General features: G+C 68.6%; 13 protein-coding genes. 5 read left to right on the top strand and 8 right to left on the bottom strand.

Annotated features, from left to right (window positions below):
- Positions 1 to 4: 4 nt before the first annotated feature.
- Both ACFWFP_RS02900 and ACFWFP_RS02895 read right to left on the bottom strand, forming a co-directional pair.
- Positions 5 to 430: a ribulose bisphosphate carboxylase small subunit gene (locus ACFWFP_RS02900; protein ID WP_379292818.1), complete on the bottom strand. Its 426-nt coding sequence runs from the start codon at positions 428 to 430 to the stop codon at positions 5 to 7.
- 13 nt (positions 431 to 443) lie between these two features.
- Positions 444 to 1907 carry a form I ribulose bisphosphate carboxylase large subunit gene (locus tag ACFWFP_RS02895; RefSeq protein ID WP_379292817.1) on the bottom strand — a complete coding sequence of 488 codons (1464 nt, stop codon included), beginning with the start codon at positions 1905 to 1907 and terminating at the stop codon, positions 444 to 446.
- 105 nt (positions 1908 to 2012) lie between these two features.
- Here ACFWFP_RS02895 and ACFWFP_RS02890 point away from each other — a divergent pair, with 105 nt between their 5' ends.
- A complete protein-coding gene (locus ACFWFP_RS02890) occupies positions 2013 to 2924 on the top strand; it encodes a LysR family transcriptional regulator (protein ID WP_379292816.1) in 912 nt (303 codons plus the stop codon).
- 36 nt (positions 2925 to 2960) lie between these two features.
- The gene (locus ACFWFP_RS02885; protein ID WP_379292815.1) at positions 2961 to 3956 is read left to right on the top strand and encodes a class I fructose-bisphosphate aldolase; all 996 of its coding nucleotides are present in this window, start codon (positions 2961 to 2963) and stop codon (positions 3954 to 3956) included.
- A gap of 100 nt (positions 3957 to 4056) precedes the next feature.
- On the opposite strand, the gene ACFWFP_RS02880 is transcribed toward ACFWFP_RS02885, so the two are convergent.
- Positions 4057 to 5229: a GAF domain-containing sensor histidine kinase gene (locus ACFWFP_RS02880; protein ID WP_379292814.1), complete on the bottom strand. Its 1173-nt coding sequence runs from the start codon at positions 5227 to 5229 to the stop codon at positions 4057 to 4059.
- Entirely contained in the window at positions 5226 to 5894 is a 669-nt protein-coding gene (locus tag ACFWFP_RS02875) for a response regulator (RefSeq protein WP_379292813.1), read from the bottom strand. Before ACFWFP_RS02875 ends, ACFWFP_RS02880 begins: the two co-directional genes overlap by 4 nt.
- Positions 5895 to 5999: 105 nt before the next feature.
- Here ACFWFP_RS02875 and rpe point away from each other — a divergent pair, with 105 nt between their 5' ends.
- From rpe to ACFWFP_RS02860, 3 genes are read left to right on the top strand one after another with little or no spacing between them, the layout of a single operon-like run.
- The gene (gene rpe, locus ACFWFP_RS02870; RefSeq protein WP_379292812.1) at positions 6000 to 6725 is read left to right on the top strand and encodes a ribulose-phosphate 3-epimerase; all 726 of its coding nucleotides are present in this window, start codon (positions 6000 to 6002) and stop codon (positions 6723 to 6725) included.
- Positions 6725 to 8722 (top strand): transketolase, encoded by a 1998-nt coding sequence (gene tkt, locus ACFWFP_RS02865; RefSeq protein ID WP_379292811.1) that lies wholly within the window; start codon positions 6725 to 6727, stop codon positions 8720 to 8722. Before rpe ends, tkt begins: the two co-directional genes overlap by 1 nt.
- Positions 8719 to 9408: an HAD family hydrolase gene (locus tag ACFWFP_RS02860; RefSeq protein ID WP_379292810.1), complete on the top strand. Its 690-nt coding sequence runs from the start codon at positions 8719 to 8721 to the stop codon at positions 9406 to 9408. The genes tkt and ACFWFP_RS02860 overlap by 4 nt, the downstream gene beginning before the upstream one ends.
- 19 nt (positions 9409 to 9427) lie before the next feature.
- Here ACFWFP_RS02860 and ACFWFP_RS02855 read toward each other — a convergent pair whose 3' ends face one another.
- The 4 genes from ACFWFP_RS02855 to ACFWFP_RS02840 all read right to left on the bottom strand — a co-directional run bounded on the left by ACFWFP_RS02855 (position 9428) and on the right by ACFWFP_RS02840 (position 13454).
- Positions 9428 to 10303 carry a phosphoribulokinase gene (locus tag ACFWFP_RS02855; RefSeq protein ID WP_379292809.1) on the bottom strand — a complete coding sequence of 292 codons (876 nt, stop codon included), beginning with the start codon at positions 10301 to 10303 and terminating at the stop codon, positions 9428 to 9430.
- Between the two features lie 11 nt (positions 10304 to 10314).
- Entirely contained in the window at positions 10315 to 11391 is a 1077-nt protein-coding gene (locus ACFWFP_RS02850; protein ID WP_379292808.1) for a class 1 fructose-bisphosphatase, read from the bottom strand.
- Positions 11392 to 11474: 83 nt separating this feature from the next.
- Positions 11475 to 12905, bottom strand: a complete 1431-nt coding sequence (locus ACFWFP_RS02845; protein WP_379292807.1) for a DHA2 family efflux MFS transporter permease subunit — start codon at positions 12903 to 12905, stop codon at positions 11475 to 11477.
- A gap of 72 nt (positions 12906 to 12977) precedes the next feature.
- Positions 12978 to 13454, bottom strand: coding sequence for a MarR family winged helix-turn-helix transcriptional regulator (locus ACFWFP_RS02840; protein ID WP_379292806.1), 477 nt, complete (start codon positions 13452 to 13454; stop codon positions 12978 to 12980).
- Positions 13455 to 13512 lie beyond the last annotated feature (58 nt).

Here is a 13512-nt window from a genome sequence, read left to right as displayed (position 1 = left end):
CAGTTCACTCGCCCGTGTACCGATCGCCGGTCGGACGGGCGGTGGCGTAGGACTTCACCGAGTACCGCTGGGTGCGGTCGGGGCCCTCCACGCGCTCGAGCAGGAAGCCGGGCTCGTGCGCGGGTCGCTGAACGAGGAACGACATCGCGGTGGACTGCCTGCCCAGGGCCGCGTCGTAGGCCAGCAGCCGGATGTAGTGCTGCGGGAAGGTGGCCCGGCAGTCGTTGAGCTGGGCGAGCACGCCGTCGGGTTCGGCCAGGTCGAACATCGGCAGCCCCCACATCTCCCAGTAGACGTTGCGCGGGTGCGGGTCGTCGGTGTACTCCAGCGATACCGGCCAGCCGTGATCGAGGGCGTACTTCACCTGGGCGGCGATCTCGTCGTCGGTGAGGTCGGGCAGGTAGGAGAAAGTTCCGTAGCGCAGTTTCATCGGGTGCTCCTGGTCAGATCGAGGGCACCGGAGTCGCCACCACATCGGGGGCGTCGGTGCTGGTGTAGTCGAAGGTGATGTCGCCCCAGGTGTCCAGGGCGGCCTGCAGCGGTGTGCAGCGCTTGGCCGCCCCGCGCAGCACGTCGGGTCCTTCGATCAGCAGATCGCGACCTTCGTTGCGCGCCTTGACCATTGCCTCGAGCGCCACCCGGTTCGCCTCGGCGCCCGCGGCGATGCCGTACGGGTGCCCGATGGTGCCGCCGCCGAACTGCAGGATCACGTCGTCGCCGAACAGGTCGAGCAGCTGGTGCATCTGGCCCGCGTGGATGCCGCCGGAGGCCACCGGCATGACGCCGGGCATCGAGATCCAGTCCTGATCGAAGAAGATGCCGTTGCCGAGATTGCGCGCGACGGTGTTGTCGCGCAACGTGTCGTAGAAGCCACGGGTGGTGGCCGGGTCGCCCTCGAGCTTGCCGACGACGGTGCCCGCGTGCACGTGGTCGACACCCATCAGCCGCGACCATTTCGCGATCACCCGGAAGCTCACCCCGTGCGTCTTCTGCCGCGTGTAGGTGGAGTGCCCGGCCCGGTGCAGGTGCAGCAGCAGGCCGTTCTCGCGGGCCCAGTGCGCCATCGACTGGATGGCGGTGTAGCCGATGGTGAGGTCGATCATCACCACCACGCTGCCGAGCTCCTTGGCGACCTCGGCCCGCCGGTACATCTCCTCCATCGTTCCCGCGGTGACATTGAGGTAATGGCCCTTGATCTCGCCGGTTTCGGCCATCGCCCGATTCACCCCCTCCATCGCGTAGAGGAAGCGGTCACGCCAGCGCATGAAGGGCTGGGAGTTGATGTTCTCGTCGTCCTTGGTGAAGTCGAGACCGCCGCGACAGGCCTCATAGACGACGCGCCCGTAGTTGCGGGCCGACAAACCCAGTTTGGGTTTGATGGTGGCGCCCAGCAGCGGACGGCCGTACTTGTTGAGCATCTCCCGTTCCATGACGATGCCGTGGGCGGGGCCCTGGAACGTCTTGGTGTAGGCGACGGGGATGCGCAGGTCCTCCAGGCGCAGGGCCTTGAGCGGCTTGAAACCGAAGACGTTGCCGATGATCGAGGAGGTCAGGTTCGCGATGGAGCCTTCCTCGAAGAGGTCGATGTCGTAGGCGATGTAGGCGAAGTACTCGCCGGGCCTGCCGGGAACCTCGTCGACCTGGTACGCCTTGGCCTGGTAGTGGTTGTTGGCGGTGAGCCGGTCGGTCCACACGACAGTCCAGGTGGCGGTGGACGATTCACCCGCGACGGCGGCCGCGGCCTCGATCGGGTCGACGCCGTCCTGCGGGGTGACCCGGAAGACGGCGAGCACGTCGGTGTCCTTGGGGATGTAATCAGGGTTCCAGTAGCCCATTCCGGCGTAGCTCTGTACGCCCGGATCCCAACGCTCTTTGGTCGCCGCGCCGTCGCTGTCGATCGTCGTCATCGCCGTTCCTTTCGGGTCACGCCTATGAAGCACTTTCAGTGTGTGGGCGTGACTGTTCAGCGACAATGGAATGTTTCCTGAGCATTGTTAAGACATCATTGAACGATGTTCGCCAGCCCCGACCTGCCCGCGGCCGCTACCTGGGGTCGGCTGCGCACCTTTCTCGCCGTGTACGACACCGGGAGCGTGCGTGCCGCCGCGCAGACGTTGCACGTGACGCCACCGGCGGTGTCGGCCGCGCTCGCCGCCCTCGAAGAGGCGCTGGGCACCACACTTTTCGCCAAGTCCGGCCGGGGCATCGTGGCGACGGATTCGGGTGAGATCTTCGCCGGCTACGTGCGCAAGCTGCTCGGGCTGCTCGCGGAGGCGGCCGGCGCGGTGCACGACGCCGATCGTGGGCGGGTGCGCATCGGCGCGGTCGCGACGGCCAGTGAGTACGTGCTGCCGGCGCTGATGGCCACCTTCGCGCAAGCCCATCCACACGTGGAACTGTCGCTGTCGGTGCTCACGCGCGGCGAGCTGTTCGCCCGCGCCGCCGACCACGTCTTCGATATCGCCCTGGCGGGTCGACCGCCGCGGGGCTCCGGGCTGGTGACCGCCGCTCAGCGGGCCAACCGGCTGTTGCTGGTCGGGCGGCCCGGACTGGTCGACGATCCGCTCACCACGCCCTGGCTGCTCACCGGGATCGGCTCCGGCACCCGAGACACCACGCTGTCGTTGCTGAGCCGGTTGCAGGCCGCGCCACCGCTGCTCACCCTCGGTACCTCGGGCGCCGCCGTGGCCGCCGCACGCGAAGGGCTCGGCGTCACCCTCGTGCACGAGGAGGCGGCGCGCGAGCAACTCGCCTCGGGGGAACTGGTGTCCTACGGCGTGCCGGGAACACCGCTCGACCGGCCGTGGCACGTCTGCACGACCCAGGAACCGACCGCGGCGACCCGCTTGTTCGTGGCGCACCTGTGCGATCCGGCGCAGGTGGGCGCGGCCGCATTTCACACCCGGTCTCGCCCGAAAGGGTGAGGACGGCGGAGACGAGGCGCTCGCATGCTGGTCGTCATGACGACACTTTCCGCCAGCGCCCTCGCCGACATCGCCCAGCAGCTGACCGGCGGCGGCCGTGGCATTCTCGCCGCCGACGAGTCGATCAAGACCATGTCTTCGCGCCTGGAACAGGAAGGAGTGCCCGCGAGCGCGACCGCCCGGCGCGACTACCGCGAACTGCTGCTCACCGCCGGCGGCCTGCCGGAATCGATCAGCGGAATCATCCTGTGCGACGAGACCTTCGGCCAGCACCTCGCCGACGGACGCCCGTTCCCGATCGCGGCGCGCGAACTCGGCATCCTGCCCGGCATCAAGGTCGACACCGGCACCACCGCGCTACCCGGCCAGGGCGGTGCGCTGATCACCGAGGGGCTCGACGGGCTCGGCGCACGGCTGGCCTCCTATGCCGATCGAGGGGCCGCGTTCGCCAAGTGGCGGGCGGTGTTCGACGTGCACACCATCACCCCCTACTCCGCCCGCGCCAACGGGCACGCGCTGGCCCGTTACGCCGCGCTGTGTCAGCAGCACGGCATCGTCCCGATCGTCGAGCCCGAGGTCCTGTGCACCGGCGACCACGACCTCGCGACCTCGGCGAGGGCGACCCGCCTGGCCCTGAGCGCGGTGTTCACCGAACTCGTCGACGCCGCGGTGGATCTCACCGGCATCGTGCTCAAGCCCAACTTCGTCACCCCCGGCCTGGACGCCGCGGCTGCCCCGGCCGCCGACGTCGCGGCCGCTACCTTCGCGGTGTTGCGTGAGCTGGTGCCCGCCGAGGTGGCGGGCATCGCGTTCCTGTCCGGTGGGCATCCGACCTCGCGGGTCTGTGCCTACCTGAGCGAGCTCGCCGCCGTCGACGGGCGGCCGTGGCCTGTGACATTCTCGTTCGGACGCGCGCTCGTGAGCGCGGCCCTGCACACTTGGGGTGGAACGAACTCCGAAGTTCCCGCAGCACACCGTGTTCTGCTCCAGAACTGCCGCAACGCCTCGGCTGCCGCCGAGCACGCCGCGTAGGCGGGTCCCGCTCGGCAGCCGTCCTGAGCGCGGCGGCAACGCGCAGCAGCGGCGCTACCCCTCGGGCACCGCTGCTGCGTTCGCCGGCCGGTGCCGGCCACTATTTCAGCGGTAGGTCCACCAGCAAGGTGGTGCCGCGTCCCCGCATCGATTCCACGCGCAGCGAGGCTTCGATCAGGGCACAGCGTTCCGCGATCGAGCTCAAGCCGAAGTGTTGTTCGCCGTCGGTGTCGGCGGCGCGATGCGCGCGCTGCGCTGCCGGGTCGAAACCCGCACCGTCGTCGGAACATCCGAAGATGACCGAGTCGCCGACCCGGCGCAGGGAGAGCACGATCCGTTGCGCATCAGCGTGTTTCACCGCGTTGGCCAGCGCTTCCTGGGCGATCCGGTACAGGGTGGCGGCGGCGTGGTCGGGGATGTCGTCGATGGCGGCGGCGTGATCGACGAGGAATTCGATCGTCGGCGGCCCTTCGCCGCTCACCGCGCGCACCAGCGATTCGATCGCGGCGACCAGGCCGAGGTCGTCGAGGACGAGGCTGTGCAGACCCGAGATCGCCGCCCTGGTCTGGTTGTAGGCGAAATCGGCCAGTTCGCGTGCGCTGACGAGTTCGGCCCGGGCCCTGGCGAGGTCGCGCAGACTGGCCTCGTCGGTGACGTCGACGTGGGCGACGAGTTCGGAGACGGTGAGGTCGGCAGCGGACAGGTGAAACGACATCGACGCCAGGGCGGTGGTGACGCCGTCGTGGAGATCGAAGGCGATGCGCCTGCGTTCGGCCTCCTGGGCGGTGATCGCCTGCTCGACCAGGCGGTCCCGCTCGGTGCGCTGCCGGTTGACGGTGCGAAACAGCCGCTGCGCGTGCAGCCACAGGCCGAGCACGCCCGCGTACTGTCGCGCGGCGTCGAGGTCGCGCTGGGCGAACGGGTCGCGCGGATCGCGGTGCACGGCGAGCACACCGACCACCTCACCTTCCAGCCCCGGCAGCGGCAAACACATCCGCGCCACCGTCTGTTGCGGTTCCAAACGTAAAAGCCTGCGGTGCAGGGCATTACGCGGCGAATCGTTGTCGAGCAGCACTGGTGCACGGGTGCGGGCCACCAGCCCGGTCACCCCGAATCCGACCTGCAACCGCAAGGAACCCGCCGAGGGGTGCGGGGGCCACAGATCGACGATGCTCAGATCCTGGCCGTCGACGGCATAGAGCAGCACACCTTCGGCGCCGAGCAGTGGAGCCAGCTCCGCTGCCGTGGGCACCGCGCCGCGCGCGAAGCTCACCGGAACAGGCCCTCGCGCAACGCGACCGCGATCGCCCCGCTGCGATCGGACACCCCCAGCTTGCGATACAGCCCACGAATGTGGGTCTTCACGGTGTCCTCGCTGACCACCAGCTTGCTCGCGACCGCGCGATTGGAGTGACCGGATACCAACAGCCCCAGCACTTCCGACTCGCGCTGAGTCAGCCCGAGATGCGCGCCGGACCAGAACTGGCCCGCGCTGAGCCGCGCCGCGGCCAGCGCCACCCGACCGGCCAGTGCGGCGTCGACCACCGTCTCGCCGTCGCGCACGCGGCACAGCTGGGCAACGAGTTCGCGCCCGTCGACCCGCTTGAGAATGTAGCCCGACGCCCCCACGCGCAGTGCCTGGTACAGGTAGTGCTCGTCGTCGTAGACAGTCAGCAGCACGACCTTGGTCTCGGGATATTGCAGGGTGATCTGGCGGCACAGATCCAGGCCGCTGGCCTTGCCGATCCGCACATCGCACAGGACGATATCGGGCCGATGTTCGGCCACTATCCGCAGCGCGGCGGTGTCGGTGGTGGACTGGCCGACGATCACCACTTCGTCGGGAAAGTGTCCGAGCATGGCGTCGAGCCCGTGCAGCACCATTTCGTGATCGTCGACGAGCACCAGCTTCAACGGGGTCGGAGGTAACTCCGGCATGACTCCACCCTACGGCGAGTCGCACGGGGGTTACGGGCATTGACGAGATCTCACCCGGGCCCCCACCCCCGAGGGGGAGTGCGGCGGGTACGCCGGTGCGGTCCGATGAACGGACCCGATCAGAAAGGCCGCGCCATGCCGGAGTCCTCAGTTCGTCGGCCGCTCATAGTGCCGTCGGTCCTGCCCGCCGATTTCGCCTGTCTCGGTGCGGAAGTGCGTGATCTGTGCGCGGCGGGCGTCGACCGGATCCAATGGGACGTGATGGACGGCGTGTTCGTCCCCAACCTCACCTTCGGTCCCGACGTCATCGCGTCGGCGCGTGCGCACAGCACCGTGGGGTTCGAGGCGCACCTCATGGTGATGAACCCCGATGGGCTGCTCGGCACGTACATCGACGCGGGTTGCGAGCTGATCATCGTGCACGCCGAAGCCTGTACGCATCTGCATCGCACGCTCGCCAGGATCCGCGAACTGGGTGCGCGCAGCGGTGTCGCGTTGAATCCGCACACCCCCGCCGAGGTCGTCGCGCACGTGCTCGCCGAGACCGACCTGGTGCTGGCCATGACCGTGAATCCGGGCTTCGGTGGGCAGGCCTACATTCCGGCCGTCGAACCGAAGATCGCGCGGTTGCGCCGGATGATCGACGAGTCCGGGCACCCCGTCGAGCTCGAAGTGGACGGCGGGATCACCGGCGACACGATCGGCGGGGCGGCCGCGGCCGGCGCCGACGTGTTCATCTCGGGATCGTGGATGTACGGCTGTCCCGAAGGCAAAGCGGCCGCGGTCAAGCGGCTTCGCGATGCCGCCACGGTGGCGGGACGGGCAGCCTGATGACCGACATCGCGCCAACGGCTGTCGTGCCGTCGGTGGCGACCGACCAGCTCGCCGTCGACACCCTGCGGTTCCTCGCGGCCGACATGGTGGAGGCCGCGCAGTCCGGTCACCCCGGCATGCCGATGGGAGCGGCGCCCATGGCATGGACGCTGTGGAGCCGGCACCTGCGCCACGATCCGGCCGATCCCGAGTGGGCCGATCGGGACCGGTTCGTGCTCTCGGCCGGGCACGGGTCGGCACTGCTGTACGGGCTGTTGCACCTGTTCGGCTACGACCTGCCCGTCGAGCAATTGCGGCGCTTTCGGCAGTTGGGGTCGCGCACGCCCGGTCATCCCGAGTTCGGTGACACGCCCGGCGTGGAGTGCACCACCGGGCCGCTGGGTCAGGGGCTGGCGATGGCGGTGGGGATGGCCCTCGCCGAGCGGATGACCGCCGCCCGCTATCCGGAGATCACCGGGCATCGCACCTACGCGATCGTCGGCGACGGCTGCCTGATGGAAGGTGTCAGTCACGAAGCCGCGTCGTTCGCAGGGCATTTGGGGCTCGGCGGGTTGATCGTGTTGTGGGACGACAACGAGATCACCATCGACGGCGCGGTCGGGCGTTCGTGCAGTGACGATCAGGTGGCGCGGTTCGCGGCCTACGGGTGGCATACCGAGGTGGTGACCGACGGGACCGATGTCGAGGCGATCGACGCGGCGCTGACCCGGGCAAAGGGTGATGGCCGGCCGAGTTTCCTCGCGGTGCGCACGGTGATCGGGCATGGTGCGCCCGGCGTCGCCGGGACGTCGACGGCCCACGGCTCGCCGCTGGGTGCCGAGCGACTCGCCCAGGCCAAAGAGTCTGCGGGATGGACGCTTCCACCATTCGCCGTGCCCGAGCAGGTCGAGGCGACCTGCGCGGTGCTGGCCGCGATCGGTGGTGCCGAGCATGCGGCCTGGCTCGCGGAGTTCGCGGCGTTCGACACGGTCGCGCCCGACCGGGCCGCCGAGTTCCGGCGCGCTCTCGCGCGACTGCTGCCAGTAGGTTTGCCGGACGCACTGGAAGCCGTTGCCGCGCAGGCACCGCGGGCCACCCGGCAATCCTCGCAGGCGTGTTTGCACGCGGCGCTGTCGGTGATGCCGGAATTGGTGGGCGGGTCGGCCGACCTGGCCGGGTCGACCGGCACCGTGTGTGGCGAGGTGGTGCATCGCGACGACTTCAGCCCCGGCGCTGTCGCTTTCGGCATCCGCGAGTTCGGGATGGCGGCCGTGCTGAACGGAATGAGCCTGCACGGCGGGTTCCGGGTCTTCGGCAGTACGTTCCTGGTGTTCGCCGACTATCTGCGTCCCGCCCTGCGGCTGTCGGCGTTGATGGGGCAGCCGGTGATCTATGTGCTCACCCACGATTCCATCGCGGTCGGCGAGGACGGACCGACTCATCAGCCCGTCGAGCAGGTCGAGTCGCTGCGGGTGATTCCGGGGCTGCAAGTGTTGCGACCGGCCGATGACGCGGAAACCGCTCTCGCGTGGGAACTCGCGCTGAGCCGGGTCGACGGACCGACCGCGCTGATCCTGTCCCGCCAGGCACTCCCCCAGCTGGAGGACACGCAGGGCGGCACCCGGCCGCGCACAGCGGCCACCGAGACTGCGCTGCCCTCGCCCGAAGCGGCGGCGGACGATTCCTCCACCGTCGCCTTGCGCGGCATCGAAATCGCCGCAACCGGTTCGGAAGTCGCGCTGGCGTTCGCCGCCGCCGAGCAGCTACGGGCCGAAGGGTTCGACGTGCGGGTGGTGTCGGTGATGGATCGTTCGCGCTACACCCCGGACGCCGGGGCGCACACCGTCAGCATCGAGGCGGGAAGTACCGCGGGCTGGGCCGGGCTGGTCGACCTGGCGATCGGTCTCGACGAGTTCGGCCACAGCGGCCCCGGTGACGAGGTCATGGCCCGGCACGGGTTCACCGTGTCGGCCGTCCTCGACCGGATTCGCGAATACCTCGACGGTGCGCCGTGACTGCGCTGCGCGCGGTGATCTTCGACGTCGACGGCACCCTGGTCGACAGCGAGCGCGACGGCCACCGGGTGGCTTTCAACGCGGCCTTCGCCGAGGCGGGTCTGCCTGATCGCTGGGAGGTCGAGGAGTACGGGCAGCTGCTGAAGGTCGCCGGTGGCGCACAACGGCTGGCGTTCTGGTTCGAACAGCGGGGCAGGCCCGTCGAGGAAGCGCGTGCGCTCGCGCATCAGCTGCACCGCACCAAGACCCGCGTCATGCGGCAGATGGCCGCGGACGGGCAGATCCGGGCCCGTCCGGGCGCGCGCGAACTGATCGAACGGCTCCGGTCCCACGGTGTCCGGTTGCACGTGGCGACCACCGGCACCCGCGCGTGGGTCGAACCCCTGCTGAAACACGCTTTCGGTGAGCCGTTCGACACCGTCACCACCGGAACCGAGGTGCCCGTCTTGAAGCCGAGCCCCGCGGTGTATCTGGATGTACTAATCCAGACCGGGCTGTCCCCCGATCAGGCAGTGGCCGTGGAGGACTCGTCCAACGGCGTGCGGTCGGCGGTGGCCGCGGGGCTGCGGTGTGTGGCCGCTCAGAACGCTTACACGCGCACCGACGACCTCTCGGCGGCGGTGCTCGTCGCCGACGGGCTCGACGACCCGGAGCTGGTGACGTGGTTCGACGACCACCTCGCGTGAGGTGGCCGTCGAATCGGGCTCAGCGCGTGTGGCCGCGACGTTCCATGAGCCGCAACAGCATCGGCGTGAAGATCAGCTGCATCGCCAGGTCCATCTTCCCGCCCGGGCACACGATCGTGTTCGGGCGCGACATGAACGAGTCGTGCAGCATCGACAGCAGATACGGGAAGTCGATGCCGTGCGGGTCGGCGAACCGGATCACCAGCATCGACTCGTCTGGCGTCGGAATAGTCCGGGCGACAAAGGGATTCGACGTGTCGACCACTGGTACCCGCTGAAAGTTCACATGCGTGCGGGAGAACTGCGGGCACATGAAGTTCACGTAGTCGTGCATGCGGCGCAGGATCGTCTCGGTCACCGCCTCGGTGGAGTAGCCGCGTTTGTCCTTGTCGCGGTGCAACTTCTGGGTCCACTCGAGGTTGATCACCGGCACCACCCCGATGAGCAGGTCCGCGTACTGCGCCACGTCGACCTGTTCGTTGGCGACCGCGCCGTGCAGCCCCTCGTAGAACAGCAGATCGGTACCGGGGCGAAGGTCCTCCCACGGTGTGAAGGTGCCGGGCTCCTGGGCGTACGGCGCAGCTTCGTCCTTGTCGTGCAGGTACTTTCGCACCCGTCCCGTCCCCGTCTCGCCGTAGCCGCGGAACAGCTTCTCGAGATCTTCGAACAGGTTGGCCTCGGCACCGAAATGGCTGAAGGTGTGGTCACCGTCGGACAGCGCTCGCGCCAGCTCCTCCTTCATGCCTGCCCGGTCGAACTTGTGGAAGCTGTCGCCCTCGACGTACGCGGCGTCGATGCCTTCCCTGCGGAAGATCGAATCGAACGTGCGCATCACCGACGTTGTTCCGGCACCGGATGACCCGGTGATGGCGACGACAGGGTGCTTGGCGGACATGAATCTCCTCCTCAGGTGGTGGAACGGTAGAGACCGCGCAGACCGAACAGCGGACTCCACCGGCCGTCGGGCTCCTCGGCCGCGTCGGCGTGGTAACTCACGATCCGCGCTACCTCGTCGCGGGAACCGAAAACGAACGCGATCCGCTGGTGCAGTTCGGTGGGGGCGATCTCGAGGATCCGCTCGCGACCAGTCGAGGCGAGACCGCCGGCCTGCTCGATCAGGAACGCGATGGGGTTGGCCTCGTAGAGCAGCCGCAGTCGGCCCGCCTTGGCCGGGTCCTTCGAGTCACGCGGGTACAGGAACACCCCGCCCCGGGTCAGGATGCGGTGGGTTTCGACCACCAGCGACGCCACCCAGCGCATGTTGAAGTCCTTCTCGCGCGGGCCCGTCGCGCCCGCCAGGCATTCGTCGATGTAGCGGCGCACGGCCGGTTCCCAGAAGCGGCTGTTGGAGCTGTTGACCGCGTATTCCGAGGTGGTCTCCGGCAGCCGCAGGTTCTGCCCCGTCAGGAAGAACTCGCCCAGTTCGGGGTCGAGGGTGAAGGCGTGCACGCCGGTGCCGACGGTGAGCACGAGTTGCGTCGCGGGGCCGTAGATCGCGTAGCCCGCGGCGACCTGCTCGGTGCCGGGCTGCAAGAAGTCCGCCGTCGTCGCGTCGATGCCGGCGGCCGGTGCGCGCAGAATCGAAAAGATGCTGCCCACCGCGACATTCACATCGATATTGGACGAGCCGTCGAGCGGATCGAAGGCCAGGAGGTATTTGCCACGCGGATATTCGGGCGGGATCGGATAAGGGTCGTCGAGCTCCTCCGACACCATTCCCGCCAGCTGGCCGCCCCATTCGTTGGCGCGCAGGAACAGGTCGTTGGCGACCACGTCGAGCTTCTGCTGCTGCTCACCCTGCACGTTCACCACCCCGGCGCCGCCGAGGACGCCGGTGAGCGCACCGGAGGCGATGCGCTTGGCGATCGCCTTGCAGGCCAGCGCGACGTCGAGGATCAGGGAATTGAGCTCACCGCTGGTACCGGGATGACGCCGGCGCTCTTCGATGAGGAATCGGGTCAACGTCGTGCGATCGGTCAGCATCCTTCGAGGACACCACCGAACCCCCCGGGCGGACATCCACCCGGGGGGTGAATCGCGGGGGTGGTTCCCGGCGATTCGTCGCGTCAGAAGGCCGGGACCGCCTGCGCGACCGACGCGTCCCCGGATGTGTGCCGCGTGCGCAGCACGGTGACGCTGATGACCAGGGCCGCGGCGAGCAGTCCGGCCGCGACCGTGAACGCCAGCCGGTAACCGCTGGTCAGAGCAGCGGGATCGGAGGCACCGGCTACCAGTTCGGTGCCTGTCCGCGCGGCGGCGAGGGTGGACAACACCGCCACACCGATCGCCATGCCGACCTGCTGGGTGGTGTTGAACAGCCCCGAGGCCAAGCCCGCGTCGTCGGCGTCGGCGCCCGACATGCCCAGCGCGGTGAGCGCAGGCAGCACCAGACCGCCACCGGAGACGGCCACCATCACCGGCAGCACGTCGGTAAGGTAACCGGCGTCGACCGGGAGCCGCGTCAGCCAGGACATCCCGGCCAGCAGCAGGACCAGGCCGGCGATGAGCACGGACCGCTCGCCGAAGCGGGTGATCAGGCGGGCGGAGGCGAACAGCGACACCCCGCCGATGGCGACGGCGGCGGGCAGCATCGCCGAGCCGGTCTGCAAGGCGTTGTAGCCCAGCACCTTCTGCAGGTAGAGCGCGACGATGATCTGGAAGGCGAACATGGCCGCGAGAGTGAGCATCTGGACCACATTGGCGCCGGAGACCGTGCGGGAGCGGAAGATACGCAGCGGCAGCAGCGGGTTCGCGGCGGTGGCCTGCCGGAGGACGAAGGCCGCGAGCAGTGCGGCAGCGAGCGCGCCGAGGCCCAGAGTGTGCGCCGAGACCCAGCCGTAGCGTTCGACTTCGACGACGGTGTAGATGCCGAGCATCAGACCGATGGTGACCAGAGCGGCACCCAGCACATCGGCACCGGCGGACCAGCCGAGGCCGCGGTCGGTGGGCAGTGCCCGCACCGCCACCAGCACGGTCAGCACGCCGATCGGCACGTTGATCAGGAAGATCCAATGCCAGTTCAGCGCGTCGGTGAGCACGCCGCCGAGCACCTGTCCGATCGAGGCGCCCGCGGCACCGGTGAAGCTGAAAACACCGATGGCCGTGGCCCGTTGGCGTGGCTCGGTGAAGATCGTCACCAGGATGCCGAGGACCACCGAGGCGGCGATCGCGCTGCCGACGCCCTGCAGGTACCGGGCCCCGACCAGCACGGCGGGGGTGGTCGCCACGCCTGCCAGCACCGAGGCGGCGGTGAAGACAACGGTGCCGGTGACGAACATCGTCTTGCGGCCGATCAGGTCACCGAGGCGTCCCGCCAGCAGAAGCAGACCGCCGAAAGCGATCAGGTAGGCGTTCACGGTCCAGCTCAGACCGGCGGGCGTGAAGCCGAGATCCTCCTGGATCGCCGGCATGGCGACGGTCACGATGCTGCCGTCGAGGATGGTCATCAGCATCGCTGCCGACAGCACCGCGAGGGCGGTGCGCTGGGACTTGGTCATGGGTCATCTCCTGCTCGAAGCGAACAAGAGAGACCGTACTAGATAGTTCCGTAGCAGACAATCTATAACGGACTATTGCCTCGCGCGACGCGTGGGCGCGGCTTCGACCACCGTCGACAGATGCCCGTCCACCAGGTGATTCAGCGCGCTCAGCAAGGATTCGCGCTCCGTTTTCGACAGCGAACCGAGCGCCTCCCGATGGACCCCATCGACGATCTCAGTACTGCGCGCGGCGAGTTCCGCACCGGCCGGAGTCACCGCGATGATGCGAGCGCGGCGGTCGGTGCTCGATGGTTTCCGTTCGGCCAGACCGGCTTTCTCCAAGGCGTCGACGGTGACCACCATGGTCGTCTTGTCCATATCACCGAGCTCGGCGAGCTGAGCCTGCGTGCGTTCGGCCTCCAGCGCGTGCACCAGCACGCAGTGCATGCGGGCGGTCAGCCCGACCTCGGCCAGCGCCGCGGCCATCTGCGTGCGCAGGACATGACTGGTGCGGTCGAGCAGGAAGGACAGGTCGGGTGCGGTGCGCGTCGTCGCCAGGGCAGTCATAGCGCTCACTATAGTTTTGTCATAGATAATCCGCATCTATCCATAATTCGGGGGAATG

The sequence above is a fragment of the Nocardia sp. NPDC060249 genome (genome assembly GCF_042728755.1).
Classification (GTDB): domain Bacteria; phylum Actinomycetota; class Actinomycetes; order Mycobacteriales; family Mycobacteriaceae; genus Nocardia.
This window is presented reverse-complemented; position numbering and strand designations above follow the sequence as displayed.